We start from the raw sequence: 17,947 nt of genomic DNA, 5'->3' as shown, positions 1-17,947 counted from the left end.
GGTTTTTTCTAGACTCCGCTGCGACACAGCCGCCTGCCCGCACGGGTGGGGCGGTCTGCCCATCCCTCGGAGTGCAACCATGAGCAGCGGACTGTTTCAAAACCTTCTCGATCCCGCCATCTTGTTTTTCGTTTTTGGCGTGGCCGCAGGGCTGATCCGATCCAACCTGGAGATCCCACCTGCGATCGCCAAGTTTTTCTCGCTCTACCTGTTGGTGTCGCTGGGCCTCAAGGGCGGGGCCAGCTTGGCCGCAGGGGGGCTCGATGCCACGGCGATCATGGCGCTGATGGCGGCGGTGATCATGGCGGCTTTGGTTCCGGCGTACAGCTTCGTCATCTTGCGGCGCATCGTCTCGCCTTTCGACGCAGCGGCCGTTGCCGCCACATACGGCTCGGTCAGCGCGGTCACCTTCATCGCCAGCCAGCAATTTCTGACGCAGCAGGGCGTGGCTTTCGGCGGTCACATGACGGTGGCCATGGTTCTGATGGAGTCTCCTGCCATCATCATGGCGGTTTTGCTCGCCAGTGCGGTGCGTACCCGCGCTGCGCATCAGGGGGCAAGCGATGGCCCGCTGCCCGCACTGTCGATGCGCAAAGTTTTGCACGAGGCGTTTACCGACGGGGCGCACCTGTTGCTCATCGGCAGCCTGCTGATCGGCTGGGCCACGGGCGATCGTGGCAAAGAGATCATGGCCCCCTTCACCATCGATATCTTCAAGGGGATTTTGGCCTTTTTCCTGCTGGAGATGGGCTTGCTGGTGGCGCGGCAGCTGCGTGAGTCGCAGGCCCGCTTGAACGGTGGGCTGCTGGCGTTCGCCGCGATCATGCCCCCGGTCAACGCGTGCGTGGCACTGGGCTTGGCGGCCGTGCTCGGCTTGCCTCGGGGCGACGCGACCTTGTTGGCTGCGTTGTCGGCCAGCGCGTCGTACATCGTGGTGCCGGCCATCGTGCGCTATGCAATCCCAGAGGCGCGCCCGGGCATTTACTTCACAATGGCGCTGGCCGTAACGTTCCCGTTCAACATCTTGCTGGGCATCCCGTTGTACTTTGCCCTCTCCGGCTGGATCGTGGGGCAGTGAGTCCCCGATCGGCACGAAATCACCGGAATCCCTCACGTGGAGCCAACCCATGAGACCCTTGGAACACAAAAAACTGTTGACGCTCATTACCTCCGGTGACCTGCAGCGCTTGGTCGTCGAAACACTGCGCGGCTGTGGTGTCGGCGGCTACACCGTCGTTCCGGCGACGGGCGCGGGGTCCAACGGGCTGCAGATGGGTTTTTTCGATTGTGACTCCAACGTCGTGATCTACGTCATCATGTCCGAGGAGCGGCTGCAGCGCACGCTGGAGGAGATCGATCGCCTCATGCGCGGCGGCTACCGCATCAAGGCGCTGGTGTCGGACATCGCCATTCTGCCCCGAAAGCCGCAGGCCAAGGCGTGATCGGATGGTGCGGCAGCAAGGTCGGCTGCCGCACCTTCCGTCGGCGGGGAGGCGGTGTGTGTCAGTCCCGCGCAAGGCGTGACGCCATAATGATGCGCGATTGACAACGCCTCGCGAGGAGACCCCCATGGCCGAGCGCTATGCCGATTTCTATCGCCGGTCGATCGATGACCGGGATGCTTTTTGGGCCGAGCAGGCCCGCCTCATCGACTGGCACCAGCCTTGGTCGCGCGTGTGCAACACCGACCATCCGCCGTTCGTGCGTTGGTTCGAGGGCGGGCTGACCAATCTGTGTCACAACGCGGTGGATCGGCACGTCGCCACCCGCGGTGACCAAAACGCGCTCATCTACGTCTCCACCGAAACCAACACCGAGCGTGTCTATACCTACCGCGAGCTGCAAACCGAGGTGCAGCGCATGGCGGCGATTTTGCAATCGCTGGGGGTGGCCAAGGGTGACCGGGTCTTGATCTACATGCCGATGATCCCGGAAGCGGCGTTTGCGATGCTGGCTTGCGTGCGCATCGGTGCCATCCACTCCGTGGTGTTCGGCGGCTTTGCCAGCCACAGCCTGGCCACGCGCATCGACGACGCGATGCCCAAGGTCATCGTGAGCGCCGATGCCGGCATGCGCGCCGGCAAGGTGGTGCCGTACAAGCACCTGCTCGACGAGGCGATACGCCTGTCGCGCCACCAGCCCGAGCGCGTCTTGATGGTCAACCGGGGGCTGGCGGCGCTGGATCCGGTGGCCGGCCGCGACGTGGACTACGCCGCGCTGCGCGAGCAGCACCGGGATGCGCAGGTGCCTTGTGAGTGGGTGGACAGCACGCACCCCAGCTACATCCTCTACACCAGTGGCACGACGGGCAAGCCCAAGGGCGTGCAGCGGGACACGGGCGGCTACGCGGTGGCGCTGGCCGCCTCCATGCGCCACATCTACATGGCGCAGCCCGGTGAGACCTATTTCTCCACCAGCGACATCGGCTGGGTGGTCGGGCACAGCTACATCATCTATGGGCCGCTGATCAACGGCATGGCCACCATCATGTACGAGGGCACGCCCATCCGGCCCGATGCCGGCATCTGGTGGCGGCTGGTGCAGGACTACCGCGTCTCGATCATGTTTACCGCGCCGACGGCCGCGCGTGTGCTCAAAAAACAGGACCCGGCTTACCTGACACGCTACGACCTGAGCAGCCTGCGCGCCTTGTTCCTGGCGGGTGAACCGCTGGACGAGCCGACGGCCACCTGGATGGCGCAGGCGATCGGCAAACCCGTCATCGACAACTATTGGCAAACCGAGACCGGCTGGCCGATCCTGGCCATCTGCAACGGCGTCGAGCCCGCGCCCACCAAATTCGGCTCGCCGGGGAAAGCGGTCTATGGCTACGACGTGCGTTTGATCGACGAAAACACCGGCGAAGAGATCTCCGAGCCCGACCGCAAGGGCGTGATCGCGGTGCAGTACCCGCTACCGCCGGGCTGCCTGCAGACGGTCTGGGGGGACGATGCGCGCTACGTCAAGACGTATTGGTCCAGCATCCCCGGCCGCCAGATGTACAGCACGTTCGACTGGGGCGTGCGCGACGCGGATGGCTACTACTACATCTTGGGGCGCACCGACGATGTGATCAACGTCGCGGGGCACCGCCTGGGCACGCGCGAGATCGAGGAGAGCATCTCCAGCCACCCCGCCGTCGCCGAGGTGGCCGTCGTTGGGGTGGCCGATGCGCTCAAGGGTCAGGTGGCCATGGCGTTTGCCGTGCTCAAGGACCCGACGCTGGCCGCGACCGAGGCCGACGCGCTGCGGCTCGAGGGCGAGATCATGAAGGTGGTGGACGAACAGCTCGGGGCAGTGGCGCGGCCGGCTCGTGTGCGCTTCGTCTCCCTGTTGCCCAAGACGCGCAGCGGCAAGCTGCTGCGGCGGGCCATCCAGGCGGTGTGTGAGGGGCGGGACCCCGGCGACCTGACCACGTTGGATGATCCCAGCGCCCTGCAGCAGATTCGTGACCTGGTTCAGACGCCAAACACCTGAAAGAGGGCCGGAGTCGGCTGGTTCAGAACCAGCGGCCGCTGAGACGAGGCGTGCCCGCTTGCCTAAGTGTAGGGTTCCGGACGATTGCATAGATCCTTCGCGTCGTGCACTCTTCGTTAGTCGCGCAGTGATGCGAGAGCTGATCGACAACCTCCGGAGCGCTCAACCATGATTATTCGCCTACACAAAAACGCCACCACAACCCCCGCCACCCGCGCCTACATCCAGTCCTCGTCCTTGTCGGTTGCGGCCTTGGCAGCCGAGTTGGGCGTATCCGAAGACACCATCCGCCGCTGGAAGCGTCGGGACTTTGTGGAAGATCGCCCGCATACCGCGCATCGTTTGCAGACGACGCTCACCCCGGCGCAGGAGCTTTTGGTGGTGGAGCTGCGCAAGACCCTCCAGCTACCCCTTGACGATCTGCTGGTGGTCACACGGGAGTTCATCAACCCCCGGGCCTCACGTTCTGGGCTGTATCGTCTGCTCAAGCGCCATGGCCTATCCCAACTGCCCAGTGAAGCCAAGGATGCGCCTGCTTCCAAGCCATTCAAGACCTACATGCCGGGCTACCTGCACATCGACGTCAAGTACCTGCCGCAGATGCCCGACGAACATCAGAGGCGTTATCTCTTCGTCGCCATTGACCGCGCCACCCGTTGGGTCTTCATCCAGATTAAGCCAAACAAGACCGCAGCCGCGGCCAGAAGCTTCCTGAAGGCCTTGCACAAGACCTGCCCGGTCAGAATCACGCACATCCTCACCGACAACGGCAAGGAGTTCACGGATCGCCTCTTCGCCTCAGGCGCGCGCGCACCGTCCGGGAAGCACGAGTTCGATCAGCTCTGCCAGGCCCTTGGCATCGAGCATCGCCTCACCAAGCCCAGACACCCTCAGACCAATGGCATGGTCGAACGCTTCAACGGCCGTATTGCCGAGGTCCTTGCCACCCATCACTTCAACAGCGCCGAGGACCTCGAGACTACCTTGACCCGTTATGTTTGGCTGTACAACCATCATTTACCCCAGAAGGCAATCGGACACATAACACCTCTGGAGGCCTTGAAAAAGTGGTACCCTCAACGCCCCGATCTTTTCATCTTCAAACCACGTAATCGTCCGGGACCTGACACCTAAGGTCTACCACGGCCATTGGGACGCGCATAGGTCATATGCCGGTTTTATCGTGCGTCCAGTAGAAGATAGCTGAATCGCGTGACGCGGGGCGATGTACCGGCGCGTGCGGCCCTGGTCTTTCACGGTGACTTCCACAGTGCACGTGTGCCTGGTCTGATGTTGTTGGTGTTTGTGCGATTCGTGGGTATGATCGAAACGATCCGACCTGTTGCTTCAAGATGCAAACATCGACTGATACAGACGCCACCGTTGACAAAAACCGGGTTTTCGAGCTAGCGGCCGAGCTTTTCGGGATCTTGGCCACGCCGACCCGGCTGCGCATCCTCAACGCCCTGTGCGACAAGGAGAAGTCGGTGTCGGAGCTATTGGCCGAAATCGACACGACGCAGCCCAACCTGTCGCAGCACCTCAATCTGCTGTACCGCGCGGGCGTCTTGGCCAAGCGCAAAGAGGGCACCCAGGTCTACTACCGGGTTCAGAGCGAGCAGGCAGTTGCCCTGTGTCGCACCGTCTGCACGCAGATCGCGATCGAGCTCGATGAGCCGGGGGGTGTGCCGGCCGAGCAGCGGCTGTCACCGCGGCGAACTTGACGATTGCGATACCCGCTGGAGCCGTTGGCGGCGGGAAAAGTTGTCTTTTTTTTGACAGGCCCGCGAGCTTTGGTGGCACAATGCGGCCTGCACAGTTCCTTCCAGTGTCACTGTCGCGTCCGCCAACCGGTTCAGCCGTGTCGCGGAAGGTTGTTCCAACCAGCAAGTCTCCTGCAGGGAGACGGAGGTCAGCGATTCCATGAGCGAGACGACGAGCGTCTACCAGGCCTTCAATGGCAACTCGTACCTCTTTGGCGGCAACGCGCCGTACGTGGAGGAGATGTACGAGAAATACCTCACCGACCCTACCAGCGTGCCCGAATCGTGGCGCGATTACTTCGATGCGCTGCAGCACGTGCCGGCGGTCGATGGCAGCGACGCTCGCGACATCCCGCACATGCCGGTGATCGCGGCGTTTGCCGAGATGGCCAAGCAGGGCGTCGTGCATCCCGTGGCGGCCCAGGGGGCGGATTCCGACATCGCGCGCAAGCGGGTGGCTACCCAGCAGTTGATCGCGGCCTACCGCAACATCGGCGTGCGCTGGGCCAACCTCGATCCGCTCAAGCGCTCCGAGCGCCCCGAGATCCCCGAGCTCGAACCCTCGTTCTACGGCTTCACCGACGCCGACCTCGAAACCACATTCAACGTCTCCAATACCTACTTTGGCAAGGAGACGATGTCGCTGCGCGAGCTGCTCAACGCGCTGCGCGAGACGTACTGCGGCACGATCGGCGCCGAGTACATGTACATCACCGACATGGCGCAAAAGCGCTGGTGGCAGGAAAAGCTCGAGCGCATCCGCAGCAAGCCCAACTTCACCGCCGAACAAAAGAAGCACATCCTGGAAAACCTCACCAAGGCGGAAGGGTTGGAGCGCTACTTGCACACCAAGTACGTCGGGCAAAAGCGCTTCTCACTCGAAGGGGGCGAGAGCTTCATTGCCTCCATGGATGAGCTCATTCAGCAGGCGGGCGCTGCCGGCGTGCAGGAGGTCGTGATCGGCATGGCCCACCGCGGGCGCCTCAACGTCCTGGTCAACGTCATGGGCAAGATGCCCAAGGACTTGTTTGCCGAGTTCGAACACAAGGCGCCCGAAGACCTGCCGGCCGGTGACGTCAAGTACCACCAGGGTTTCAGTTCCGACGTCTCCACACCTGGCGGCCCGGTGCACCTGAGCCTGGCGTTCAACCCGTCGCACCTCGAGATCGTCAACCCCGTGGTCGAGGGATCGGCCCGCGCGCGTATGGACCGGCGCGGCGACAAGCGCGGCGACCAAGTGCTGCCGGTACTCGTGCACGGCGACGCCGCGTTTGCCGGTCAGGGTGTGGTGATGGAGACGCTGGCACTGGCGCAAACGCGCGGCTACTACACCGGCGGCACGGTGCACATCGTCATCAACAACCAGATCGGCTTTACCACTTCGGACCCGCGCGACAGCCGCTCGACGCTGTACTGCACCGACGTCGTCAAGATGATCGAAGCCCCGGTGCTGCACGTCAACGGTGACGATCCGGAGGCCGTGGTGTTGGCGACGCAACTGGCGATCGAATACCGCCAGACGTTCCGCAAGGACGTCGTCATCGACATCGTGTGCTTCCGCAAGCTGGGCCACAACGAGCAAGACACGCCGTCGCTGACCCAGCCGCTGATGTACAAAAAGATCGCGCAGCACCCCGGCACACGCAAGCTCTACGGCGACAAGCTGGTGGCGCAGGGCATCCTGCCGCCGGAAGGGCCGGACGAAATGGTCAAGGCGTACCGTGCCATGCTGGATGAAGGGCGCCGTACCGTGGATCCGGTGCTGACCAACTACAAGAGCAAATACGCGGTGGACTGGACGCCGTTCCTTGGCAAGAAGTGGACCGACGCGGCCGACACTGCCATCCCGTTGTCGGAGTGGAAACGCCTGGCCGAGCGCATTACCACGGTACCGGACAACATCACGCCGCATCAGCTCGTCAAGAAGGTGCTGGCCGACCGCGCCGCCATGGGACGCGGCGAGATCCCCGTCGACTGGGGCATGGGCGAGCATATGGCGTTTGCCTCCCTGGTCGCCAGTGGCTACGGCGTGCGGCTGTCGGGTGAGGACTGCGGCCGCGGTACGTTCACGCACCGCCATGCGGTCATCCACGACCAGAATCGCGAGAAGTGGGACGAAGGGACCTACATCCCGCTGCAAAACGTCGCCGACAACCAGGCACCGTTCGTCGTCATCGACTCCATCCTGTCCGAGGAAGCGGTGCTCGGGTTCGAATACGGCTATGCGTCCAACGACCCGAACACGCTGGTGATTTGGGAGGCGCAGTTCGGTGACTTCGCCAACGGGGCGCAGGTCGTCATCGACCAGTTCATCGCCTCGGGCGAGGTCAAATGGGGCCGCGTCAACGGCATCACACTGTTCCTGCCGCACGGCTATGAAGGACAGGGGCCCGAGCACAGCTCGGCGCGCATCGAGCGCTTCATGCAGCTGGCTGCCGACACCAATATGCAGATCGTGCAGCCCACCACAGCCAGCCAGATTTTCCACGTGCTGCGCCGGCAAATGGTGCGCAACCTGCGCAAGCCGCTCATCGTCTTCACACCCAAGTCGCTGCTGCGGCACAAGGACGCGGCGTCGCCGTTGTCCGAGTTCACCAAGGGGGGCTTCCAGACCGTCATCCCCGAGCAAAACGCCGACGTGATCAAAAACGCGCAGCGTGTCAAGCGCGTCATCGTCTGCTCGGGCAAGGTGTACTACGACCTGACCAAAAAACGCGAAGAAAAGGGGGCCGACGACGTCGCCATCGTGCGCATCGAGCAGCTCTACCCGTTCCCCCATCGGGCCTTTGCCGCCGAGCTCAAGCGCTTCCCCAACGCCACCGACATCGTGTGGTGCCAGGACGAGCCGCAAAACCAGGGGCCGTGGTTTTTCGTGCAGCACAACATCCACGAAAACATGCTCGACGGCCAGCGCCTGGGCTACGCGGGCCGCGCCGCATCGGCGTCGCCGGCGGTGGGCTACGCGCACCTGCACCAGGAGCAACAAAAGGCATTGGTCGAAGCCGCCTTCGGCCGACTCAAGGGCTTCATCCTGACCAAGTGAGACGTCACGGCGCAATGGCGCGCCCGAGCCGTCGTGGGTGCGCCGGTCCTGTCATCCCCCTTTTCAAGCATTGATCGAGGAAGAACACACCATGGCCATCGTTGATGTGAAAGTGCCGCAGCTGTCGGAGTCGGTTGCGGAGGCCACCCTGTTGCAGTGGAAGAAAAAGGTCGGCGACCTCGTGGCTGCCGACGAGATCCTGATCGAAATCGAGACCGACAAGGTCGTACTGGAAGTGCCGGCGCCCGCTGCCGGTGTGCTGGCCGAAATCGTGGTCGGTGACGGCGGCACGGTCGTGTCGGAGCAAGTGATCGCCCGCGTCGATACCGAGGGCAAGGCAGCCGCCGCGGCACCGGCGGCCGCGCCCGCCGCGACACCGGCCCCGAGCGCAGCGCAGGCGCCGGCTGCCGCCGCGCCTGCCGCGGAGGGCGGTCGTATGGTCGGGGTGGCGATGCCTGCTGCCGCCAAGTTGATGGCCGACCATGGCCTGGCACCGGGCTCTGTGGCCGGCACCGGCAAGGATGGTCGCGTCACCAAGGGTGACGTGCTGGCGGCGGTGGCGGCGCCCAAGCCCGCCGCGGCGGCGGCCCCGGCGGCCGCCATCCCCACGGGGGCGCCCACTCGTGTGCTGCCCCCCGTCAGCGCGCCGGTTGGCTTGCCCGCCGATCTGGCCAACCGGCCCGAACAGCGCGTGCCCATGACGCGTCTGCGCGCCCGCATCGCCGAGCGCCTGCTGCAGTCGCAGGCCACCAACGCCATCCTGACCACCTTCAACGAGGTCAACATGGCGCCGGTCATGGAGCTGCGCAAGAAGTACCAGGAGCGCTTCGAAAAAGAACACGGCGTCAAGCTCGGCTTCATGAGCTTTTTTGTCAAGGCCGCGGTGCACGCGCTCAAGAAGTTCCCCATCCTCAACGCCAGCGTGGACGGCAACGACATCGTCTACCACGGCTACTTCGACATCGGCATCGCGGTGGGTTCGCCGCGCGGTCTGGTCGTGCCCATCCTGCGCAATGCCGACCAGTTGAGCTTTGCCGAGATCGAGAAAAAGATCGCCGACTTTGGCAAGCGCGCGGCAGAAGGCAAGCTGGGCATCGAGGAGATGACCGGCGGGACGTTCTCTATCTCGAACGGCGGTGTGTTCGGCTCCATGTTGTCCACGCCCATCATCAACCCGCCGCAGTCGGCCATCCTGGGCGTGCACGCGACCAAGGAGCGCCCTGTGGTCGAAAATGGCCAGATCGTGATCCGTCCGATCAACTATCTGGCCATGTCGTACGACCACCGCATCATCGACGGGCGCGAGGCCGTGCTGGGCTTGGTGGCAATGAAGGAAGCGCTGGAAGACCCCGCGCGCCTGCTGTTCAACATTTGACGCGACGGAGCAGTGACACATGGCACACGCATTTGACGTCGTCGTCATCGGCGCCGGCCCCGGCGGCTATATCGCCGCCATCCGCGCGGCGCAGCTCGGCTTCAAAGTGGCTTGCATCGACGAATGGAAAAACGCCGCCGGCGGCCCCGCCCCGGGCGGCACTTGTACCAACGTTGGCTGCATCCCTTCCAAGGCACTGCTGCAGTCGTCCGAGCACTTCGAGCACGCGCAGCTCCACTTCGCCGAGCACGGCATCAGTACCGGCCCCGTCAAGATCGACGTGGCCAAGATGATCGCGCGCAAGGATGCGGTCGTGAAGCAAAACAACGACGGCATCCTCTACCTGTTCAAGAAGAACAAGGTTACGTTCTTCCATGGGCGCGGCTCGTTCGTGCGGGCAGTGGAGGGCGGCTACGAAATCGCCGTCAGCGGTGAGCAGACCGAGACTCTGGTGGGCAAGCACGTCGTCGTTGCCACCGGCTCCAGCGCCCGGGCGCTGCCTGGCGTGCCGTTCGATGAGGACAAGATCCTGTCCAACGACGGCGCGCTGCGCCTGGGTGCGGTACCCAAAAAGTTGGCGATCATCGGCTCGGGTGTGATCGGGCTGGAGATGGGCTCGGTCTGGCGCCGCCTGGGGGCTGAGGTCACCATTCTGGAGGGAATGCCCACCTTCCTGGCCGCGGTCGACGAACAGATTGCCAAGGAGGCCAAGAAGGCGTTCGATAAACAGGGCCTCAAGATCGAGCTGGGCGTCAAGGTCGGCGAGGTCAAGACGACCCGCAAGGGGGTCAGCATCGCCTACACCAACGCCAAGGCCGAGGCGGTGACGCTGGAGGCCGACAAGCTCATCGTCTCCATCGGCCGCGTGCCCCATACGGCAGGGCTCAATGCCGAGGCCGTGGGTCTGAAGCTCGACGAGCGCGGCGCCATCGTGGTGGACGGCGAGTGCCGCACCCACCTGCCTGGCGTGTGGGCCGTGGGCGACGTGGTGCGCGGCCCCATGCTGGCGCACAAGGCCGAGGAGGAGGGCGTGGCCGTGGCCGAGCGCATCGCGGGTCAGCACCCCCACGTCAATTTCAACACCATTCCGTGGGTCATCTATACCAGCCCCGAGATTGCCTGGGTGGGACAGACCGAGCAGCAGCTCAAGGCCGCCGGGCGCGCGTACAAGGCGGGTACGTTCCCTTTCCTGGCCAATGGCCGCGCGCGCGCGTTGGGTGACACCACCGGCATGGTCAAGGTGCTGGCCGATGCCACCACGGACGAGATCCTGGGCGTGCACATCGTGGGGCCGATGGCCTCCGAACTGATCGCCGAAGCCGTGGTGGCGATGGAGTTTCGCGCCAGTGCCGAGGATATCGGCCGCATTTGCCACGCCCACCCCTCGCTGTCCGAGGCCACCAAAGAAGCCGCCTTGGCCGTGGACAAGCGCACGCTCAATTTCTGAGCGGGTGGTTCGATGCAGGCACGTGCCGAAGCGCCGGCACCGGACCCCTCGTGGGGGCCGGTGCGGCGCGCCTACGAGGCGGAGCTGGCCGCACGCGGCTACCACAGTGACCCGGCGCAGCTGCGCGCGGTGCAGGCGCTGGAGCGTTGCGCCGCTGAGTGGGCGCACTTCAAGCAGCGGCGCTCGAATGCGCTCAAAAAGCTGATCAACCGCCTGCCGATCCCGCGCGGCGTGTACATGTACGGCGGGGTAGGGCGCGGCAAAAGCTTTTTGATGGACTGCTTCTACAACGCCGTGCCCCTGCGGCGCAAGACGCGGCTGCATTTTCACGAGTTCATGCGGGAGGTGCACCGCGAGCTCACGAATCTGCAGGGCACGGTCGACCCCCTCGACGCGCTGGCTCGGCAGATGTCGGTGCGCTACCGACTCATCTGCTTCGACGAATTTCACGTGGCCGACGTGACCGACGCCATGATCCTGCATCGGCTGCTGGAGGCGCTGCAGAAATACGGCATCGGGATGGTGACGACCAGCAACTTTCATCCGGATGGGTTGTACCCGGACGGCCTGCACCGCGATCGCATCCTGCCGGCCATCGAGCTGCTCAAGCGCACGATGGAGGTGGTCAACGTCGACCACGGCATCGACTATCGGCGCCGCACGCTGGAGCACGTGCGGCTGTACCTGACACCGTTGGGCGAGGCCACCGAGCGCGAAATGGAGGCGACCTTCGAGCAACTGGCCGAGGCGCACGACGAAGACCCCGTGCTGCGCATCGAGGGGCGTGAGATCCGCGCCATTCGCCGCGCGGGGGGCGTTGTGTGGTTCGACTTTCGCACCCTCTGTGGCGGCCCACGCTCACAAAACGATTATCTGGAACTGGCCACCCAGTTTCACACCGTGCTGTTGAGCAATGTGCCGCACATGCCGGTCAACATGGCGTCGGCAGCCCGGCGCTTCACTTGGTTGGTCGACGTGCTCTACGATCGCCGCGTCAAGCTGATCGTTTCGGCGGCCGTGCCGCCGGAGCAGCTCTACACCGAAGGGCCGCTGGCGCACGAGTTTCCGCGTACCGTTTCGCGACTGCACGAAATGCAGTCCCGCGAGTACCTGGCGCTGCAGCGGCGCGAGGTGGATACCCGGCTGACGTGATTTCGGATTCGTGGCGGAGAGAGGGGGATTCGAACCCCCGAGGGGCTGTTAACCCCTACACGCTTTCCAGGCGTGCGACTTAAACCACTCATCCATCTCTCCGTGGCAGCCGCGCATTGTACACCGCGGCTCAGTTGGTCTTGACCGTACCCACCATCTTCATGGCGGAGCCGATCAGGGCCGAGACTTCGGTCATGTTGCTGGGCACGATGAGCGTCGTGTCGGCATCGTGTGCGACGCGGGCGTAGGCCTCGACAGCCTTTTCGGCGACCTTCAGTTGCACCGCTTGCTCACCACCAGGTTGGCGGATGGCCGCCGCCACGCGCTCGATGGCCTGGGCGGTGGCCTCGGCCACCTCGCGGATGGCGGCAGCCTCGCCCTGCGCCTGGTTGATGGCGGCTTGCTTTTCGCCCTCGGACTTGGCGATGAACGCCGCACGTTCGCCCTCGGCCAGGTTGATCTGCTCTTGCCGCTTGCCCTCGGAGGCGGCGATCAGCGCCCTTTTCTCGCGCTCCGCGGTGATCTGCGCCTGCATGGCGCGCAAGATTTCGGCGGGGGGCGTCAGATCCTTGATCTCGTAGCGCAGCACCTTCACGCCCCAGTTCAGCGCGGCTTCGTCGATGGCGTTGACCACCTGGGCGTTGATCATCTCGCGCTCTTCGAAGGTTTTGTCCAGCTCCAGCCGGCCAATGACGCTGCGCAGGGTGGTTTGAGCCAGCTGCGTGATCGCCAGCACGTAGTTGGACGAGCCGTAGCTGGCACGCATGGGGTCGGTGACCTGGAAGTACAGGATGCCGTCTACCTTGAGCTGGGTGTTGTCCTTGGTAATACAGATCTGTTCGGGCACGTCCAGCGGGATTTCCTTGAGGCTGTGTTTGTAGGCGACCTTTTCGATGAACGGGATGACGAAGTTCAAGCCTGGCGCCAGCGTGCGGTCGTAGCGCCCGAGGCGCTCGACGACCCAGGCGGTTTGCTGTGGCACGACCTTGATGGCCTTGGCCACGAAGATCACGGCGATGACGAGTAGGAGGAAAGCGATTTCCATAAAGCCTCCGGTGTGAGAAAAAGTGCCGATGGGGTCAGGCAGGCTCGACGACCAGGCGATTGCCGATGACGGCGGTGATGCGCCAGGCGCCGGGTGATGGTGACGTTCCAGCAGCCGCTTGGGCCACCCAGTCCGCCCCGCGGTAGCGCACGTGGGCAGTGCCATCGGTATTCCAGGCGGGCACGTGGATGATCTGGCCGATGTCGAGCACCACGTTGGGGTCGGACTGTGGCGCGGGGCCCTTGGGGTGGCGGCGGCGCCAGCGCATCCATACTGCCACCGCGCCACCGCCGACGAGTGCCGCCGTCACGAGCTGCCCACTCAAGCCCAAACCGGCATGCGCGGCCAGTGCACCGGCGGCGGCCCCTAGGGCCAACATGAGCAAGAAGAATGTACCGCTGGTCAGCTCGGCCGCGACGGCCACGCCGGCCAGCAGCCACCATACCGTCGAATCTGCCATGATCAGGTCCTTCGCTGCCTCAGTGCGCGGTGAATGAACCCCGAGCGCGTGTTTGGGTTATACAACGCCTGCGTGACGCCGTTCATTATTTTCTCGTGTGGAGTCATCCGCCGCCCACCGGTTGTTCGTACACTTGCGCCCCATGAAATTCCGCTTTCCCATCGTCATCATCGACGAAGACTACCGTTCCGACAACACCTCGGGCTTGGGCATCCGGGCGCTGGCGCAGGCCATCGAGGCCGAGGGCTTCGACGTGGTGGGCGTCACCAGCTACGGCGACCTCAGCCAGTTCGCCCAGCAGCAAAGCCGCGCCAGCGCCTTCATTCTGTCGATCGACGACGAGGAAATCAGCGGCAACCCGGAAGACGACCCGGCGGTGCAGAACCTGCGCGCCTTCATCCAGGAGGTGCGACGCAAGAATGCCGAAGTGCCGATCTACGTGTACGGTGAGACGCGCACCAGCCGCCACTTGCCCAACGACATTTTGCGCGAGCTGCACGGCTTCATCCACATGTTCGAGGATACGCCGGAGTTCGTCGCGCGCCACATCATCCGCGAGGCCAAGGCGTACCTGGAGTACATCCAGCCGCCCTTTTTCAAGGCGTTGCTGGACTATGCCGAAGACGGCTCGTATTCGTGGCACTGTCCTGGGCATTCGGGTGGGGTGGCGTTTCTCAAGACACCCGTGGGTCAGATGTTTCACCAATTCTTTGGTGAAAACATGCTGCGCGCCGACGTCTGCAACGCGGTGGAGGAGCTGGGCCAGCTGCTGGACCACAACGGCGCCATTGGCGAGAGCGAGCGCAACGCCGCGCGTATCTTCAACGCCGACCACTGTTTCTTCGTCACCAACGGCACCAGCACCAGCAACAAGATGGTTTGGCACCACACGGTGGCGCCAGGCGATGTGGTGCTGGTGGACCGCAACTGCCACAAATCCATCCTGCACAGCATCATCATGACCGGGGCCATCCCCGTGTTCCTCAAGCCCACGCGAAATCACTACGGCATCATTGGCCCGATTCCGCGCAGCGAGTTCGAGCCCGACAGCATCCGCGCCAAGATTGCGGCGCACCCCTTGCTGCAAGGCGTGGATCCCGCCAGCGTGCGGCCCAAGATCCTTACGCTGACCCAATCCACCTACGACGGGGTGCTCTACAACACCGAGACCATCAAGCAGCTGCTCGACGGTTACGTGGACAACCTGCACTTCGATGAGGCGTGGCTGCCGCACGCGGCGTTTCACCCGTTTTATGGCACTTTCCACGCCATGGGGCGCAAGCGCGCACGGCCGCAACATTCGGTGGTGTACTCCACGCAGTCCATCCACAAGCTGCTGGCCGGCATCAGCCAGGCGTCACAAGTGTTGGTGCAGGACTCGCAAACGCAGCGCCTGGATCGCCACCTGTTCAACGAGGCGTATCTGATGCATACCTCGACCAGCCCGCAGTACAGCATCATTGCCAGCTGCGACGTGGCCGCCGCGATGATGGAGCCGCCGGGAGGCACGGCGCTGGTGGAGGAGAGCATCGCCGAGTCGCTCGACTTCCGGCGCGCCATGCGCAAGGTGGATGCCGAATTCGGACCTGACGAGTGGTGGTTCCAGGTTTGGGGGCCGGAGGAGCTGGCGGAAGAGGGCATTGGCCGTGCCGATGACTGGGTGCTCAAGCGCACCGATGCCGCCGGCGTGCAGACCGCCGACGGCGAAGATGCCTGGCATGGCTTCGGCGACATGGCGCCGGGCTTCAACATGCTCGACCCCATCAAGGCCACCATCATCACGCCGGGCCTCAACCTCAAGGGCGACTTCGCGCCCACGGGAATCCCGGCCAGCATCGTGACCAAGTTTTTGGCCGAGCACGGCGTGGTGGTGGAAAAGACAGGCCTGTACTCGTTTTTCATCATGTTCACCATCGGCATCACCAAGGGCCGCTGGAACACGCTGCTCACCGCCTTGCAGCAGTTCAAGGACGACTACGACCGCAACCAGCCCATGTGGCGCGTGATGCCGGAGTTCTGCCGCAAGCAGCCCCGCTACGAGCGCATGGGTCTGCGCGACCTGTGCCAGTTCGTGCACGAGATGTACGCCCGCTACGACGTGGCGCGGCTGACCACCGAGATCTACCTGAGCGATCTGACGCCGGCCATGAAGCCCAGTGACGCCTACGCGCAGATCGCGCGCCGCAACACCGAGCGCGTGCCGATCGACGAGCTGGAGGGGCGCATCACCACTGCCCTCATCACGCCGTATCCGCCTGGCATTCCGCTGCTCATCCCGGGTGAAGTGTTCAACCGCCGCATCGTGGACTACCTGAAGTTTTCGCGCGAGTTCAACGAACGCTGCCCGGGGTTCGAGACCGACATCCATGGGCTGGTCATCGAAGAGACGTTCGATGGTGGCAAGCGCTACTTCGCTGACTGTGTTCGGCGCGATGGATGAGGCTGTGGCGAGCGCTGTACCTGGGGCGGGGCGGTTTGCGTTGCGTCAAAAAGCGCGCCACTGCTGGCAGCCTTCGCCGGGAAGGTGCGCTGGGCTCGGTTACAGTTGATCCATCGATCGTTGACCACTGACACAGGAGAGATCATGTTCCCCGAGTACCGCGACCTGATCAGCAAACTCAAGCACCACAACCACCATTTCACGCGTCTGTTCGACAAGCACAACGAGCTGGACGAACGCATCCAGCGCATGGAGCAGGGCATCGAGCCTGCGACGCACGAGCAGATCGAAACGTTGAAGAAAGAGAAGCTGCGCCTCAAGGACGAGCTGTACGACATTTTGCGCAAGGCCGCTGCCGCTGCGGCATGACTGACCGGGGCCGGGTGTGGCCAGCGGTCGCCGTCAGCCGCTGGCCGCTCCACCAATGACCCGCCGCGCCCCGTCGAAACGGGAGCGCCAGTAGCGGTCGTCGAGCCGTTCCAGCCGCACCTGCGCCCCCGTACGTGGGGAATGGATGAAGCGCCCTTGGCCCACGTAGATCCCGACGTGGCTGAACGACTGCCCTTGGGTGTTGAAAAACACCAGGTCGCCGGGTTCCAGCGCGTCGGGCTCGATCGCTTGCGTGGCCTGGGCTTGTTCGACCGAGCGCCGTGGCAGGCGGATGCCCGCGCTCTCCCAAAACGTCACCTGCACGAAGCCGCTGCAGTCCACGCCCTGTTCGAACCCGGTGCCACCCCGCTGGTAGGGGACACCGACATACGCCATCGCATAGACCAGTGCGGCGGAGCGACGGCCCGGCTCGTCATCTCGGCGGAAAACACCCGGGGTCGAGGCATTGGGCGTGCCGCCCTCGGAATCACCGATGGGCTCGCCCACGACCGACGCGGCTGCGGCGGCAGACGGCACCACCCCCCGCGCCGCCAGCAGCTCCATGATAGGATCGCGGGCCTCGGCGACGGGCAGCCAGCCACTGGCCGCGATCAACGCGAGCACGGCCGCCCAGCGCCTGCTGCGTGCCGACGATCGCATACACGGTGCCGAATAACCGCTCGTTCTGGTCATGGCGGTGACATTACGGCCAGATGGTGCGGCTCGTCAATGGCCGCCCACGCATCAGCGAGGAAAACCCCCCATGTTGTTGGATCTACGCGACTGCCAGCTCGTCCTGGTGGACTACCAGCCCCGTTTGATGGCCGCGATCGCCCACGGCGATGACGTGCTGCAGCGGGCTACCGTGCTGGCCCAGCTGGCCCAGTTGCTGGATGTGCCGGTGTGGGGCACAGAGCAGGCCCCCGAGCGCCTGGGGGCGTTGCCCGCCGAGCTGCGCAGCCGCTGCCGGCAGGTGTTTGCCAAAACCGCGTTCGATGCCTGTGACAGCGGCCTGTTGGCGGCGCTGCAGGCGCCCGTGCGCCCCACGGGCAACGCACGCAGCCTGCCCAAACACCTGCAAAAGCCCGCAGTCCCCGCGCGCCAGACGGTCGTGCTGGCCGGTTGTGAGGCGCACGTGTGCTTGCTGCAAACAGCGCTCGGTCTGCTCGAGCACGAGCTGGACGTGTGGGTCGTGACCGATGCCTGTGGGTCGCGTCGGGAGCGGGACCGAGACGCCGCGTTCGACCGGTTGGCCAGCAGTGGGGTGGAGTTGGTGACCGTCGAGATGGTGGGGTTCGAGTGGCTGCGCGACGCGCGCCATTCTCGCTTTCGGGACGTGCTGGCGTTGCTCAAATAAAAATTGCTAATCATGTAAC

15 protein-coding genes and 1 tRNA gene are annotated in these 17,947 nt (G+C 64.3%); 12 read left to right on the top strand and 4 right to left on the bottom strand.

Annotated elements, in window-relative coordinates; all coding sequences use genetic code 11:
- Positions 1-79: 79 nt before the first annotated feature.
- The 9 genes from ACPYIS_RS10285 to zapE all read left to right on the top strand — a co-directional run bounded on the left by ACPYIS_RS10285 (position 80) and on the right by zapE (position 12,257).
- Positions 80-1,078, top strand: a complete 999-nt coding sequence (locus ACPYIS_RS10285; protein ID WP_424894632.1) for a sodium-dependent bicarbonate transport family permease — start codon at positions 80-82, stop codon at positions 1,076-1,078.
- 49 nt (positions 1,079-1,127) lie between these two features.
- Entirely contained in the window at positions 1,128-1,442 is a 315-nt protein-coding gene (locus ACPYIS_RS10280; protein WP_424894631.1) for a P-II family nitrogen regulator, read from the top strand.
- A 127-nt stretch (positions 1,443-1,569) separates the two neighbouring features.
- Positions 1,570-3,477 (top strand): propionate--CoA ligase, encoded by a 1,908-nt coding sequence (locus ACPYIS_RS10275; RefSeq protein WP_424894630.1) that lies wholly within the window; start codon positions 1,570-1,572, stop codon positions 3,475-3,477.
- Between the two features lie 168 nt (positions 3,478-3,645).
- Positions 3,646-4,611, top strand: coding sequence for an IS481 family transposase (locus ACPYIS_RS10270; RefSeq protein WP_424894388.1), 966 nt, complete (start codon positions 3,646-3,648; stop codon positions 4,609-4,611).
- 218 nt (positions 4,612-4,829) lie between these two features.
- The gene (locus tag ACPYIS_RS10265) at positions 4,830-5,201 is read left to right on the top strand and encodes an ArsR/SmtB family transcription factor (protein WP_299018378.1); all 372 of its coding nucleotides are present in this window, start codon (positions 4,830-4,832) and stop codon (positions 5,199-5,201) included.
- A gap of 199 nt (positions 5,202-5,400) precedes the next feature.
- Positions 5,401-8,283: a 2-oxoglutarate dehydrogenase E1 component gene (locus tag ACPYIS_RS10260; protein ID WP_299018380.1), complete on the top strand. Its 2,883-nt coding sequence runs from the start codon at positions 5,401-5,403 to the stop codon at positions 8,281-8,283.
- A 91-nt stretch (positions 8,284-8,374) separates the two neighbouring features.
- Positions 8,375-9,658, top strand: a complete 1,284-nt coding sequence (odhB, locus tag ACPYIS_RS10255) for a 2-oxoglutarate dehydrogenase complex dihydrolipoyllysine-residue succinyltransferase (protein WP_424859254.1) — start codon at positions 8,375-8,377, stop codon at positions 9,656-9,658.
- A 19-nt stretch (positions 9,659-9,677) separates the two neighbouring features.
- The gene (gene lpdA / locus ACPYIS_RS10250; RefSeq protein ID WP_424859255.1) at positions 9,678-11,105 is read left to right on the top strand and encodes a dihydrolipoyl dehydrogenase; all 1,428 of its coding nucleotides are present in this window, start codon (positions 9,678-9,680) and stop codon (positions 11,103-11,105) included.
- A gap of 12 nt (positions 11,106-11,117) precedes the next feature.
- Positions 11,118-12,257, top strand: a complete 1,140-nt coding sequence (gene zapE / locus ACPYIS_RS10245) for a cell division protein ZapE (protein ID WP_424859256.1) — start codon at positions 11,118-11,120, stop codon at positions 12,255-12,257.
- Positions 12,258-12,268: 11 nt separating this feature from the next.
- Here the strand turns inward: zapE and ACPYIS_RS10240 are convergent.
- The 3 genes from ACPYIS_RS10240 to ACPYIS_RS10230 form a co-directional block, all read right to left on the bottom strand.
- Positions 12,269-12,359, bottom strand: a tRNA-Ser gene (locus ACPYIS_RS10240).
- 28 nt (positions 12,360-12,387) lie between these two features.
- The gene (locus tag ACPYIS_RS10235) at positions 12,388-13,302 is read right to left on the bottom strand and encodes an SPFH domain-containing protein (RefSeq protein WP_299018385.1); all 915 of its coding nucleotides are present in this window, start codon (positions 13,300-13,302) and stop codon (positions 12,388-12,390) included.
- 34 nt (positions 13,303-13,336) lie between these two features.
- Positions 13,337-13,762, bottom strand: a complete 426-nt coding sequence (locus ACPYIS_RS10230; RefSeq protein ID WP_299018387.1) for an NfeD family protein — start codon at positions 13,760-13,762, stop codon at positions 13,337-13,339.
- A 142-nt stretch (positions 13,763-13,904) separates the two neighbouring features.
- Between ACPYIS_RS10230 and ACPYIS_RS10225 the strand changes: the two genes are divergently transcribed.
- Positions 13,905-16,202, top strand: coding sequence for an Orn/Lys/Arg decarboxylase N-terminal domain-containing protein (locus tag ACPYIS_RS10225; RefSeq protein WP_424859257.1), 2,298 nt, complete (start codon positions 13,905-13,907; stop codon positions 16,200-16,202).
- Positions 16,203-16,346: 144 nt separating this feature from the next.
- Positions 16,347-16,571 (top strand): YdcH family protein, encoded by a 225-nt coding sequence (locus ACPYIS_RS10220; RefSeq protein WP_299018391.1) that lies wholly within the window; start codon positions 16,347-16,349, stop codon positions 16,569-16,571.
- A 33-nt stretch (positions 16,572-16,604) separates the two neighbouring features.
- Here ACPYIS_RS10220 and ACPYIS_RS10215 read toward each other — a convergent pair whose 3' ends face one another.
- Positions 16,605-17,195, bottom strand: a complete 591-nt coding sequence (locus ACPYIS_RS10215) for a C40 family peptidase (protein WP_299018393.1) — start codon at positions 17,193-17,195, stop codon at positions 16,605-16,607.
- A 139-nt stretch (positions 17,196-17,334) separates the two neighbouring features.
- Between ACPYIS_RS10215 and ACPYIS_RS10210 the strand changes: the two genes are divergently transcribed.
- Positions 17,335-17,928 carry an isochorismatase family protein gene (locus ACPYIS_RS10210; RefSeq protein WP_299018395.1) on the top strand — a complete coding sequence of 198 codons (594 nt, stop codon included), beginning with the start codon at positions 17,335-17,337 and terminating at the stop codon, positions 17,926-17,928.
- Positions 17,929-17,947: the final 19 nt, after the last annotated feature.

Source organism: Tepidimonas sp. HKU78 (assembly GCF_049860815.1).
Taxonomy (GTDB): domain Bacteria; phylum Pseudomonadota; class Gammaproteobacteria; order Burkholderiales; family Burkholderiaceae_C; genus Tepidimonas.
The sequence above is the reverse complement of the archived record's forward strand: the minus strand, read 5'-3'. Positions and strand labels throughout refer to the sequence as shown.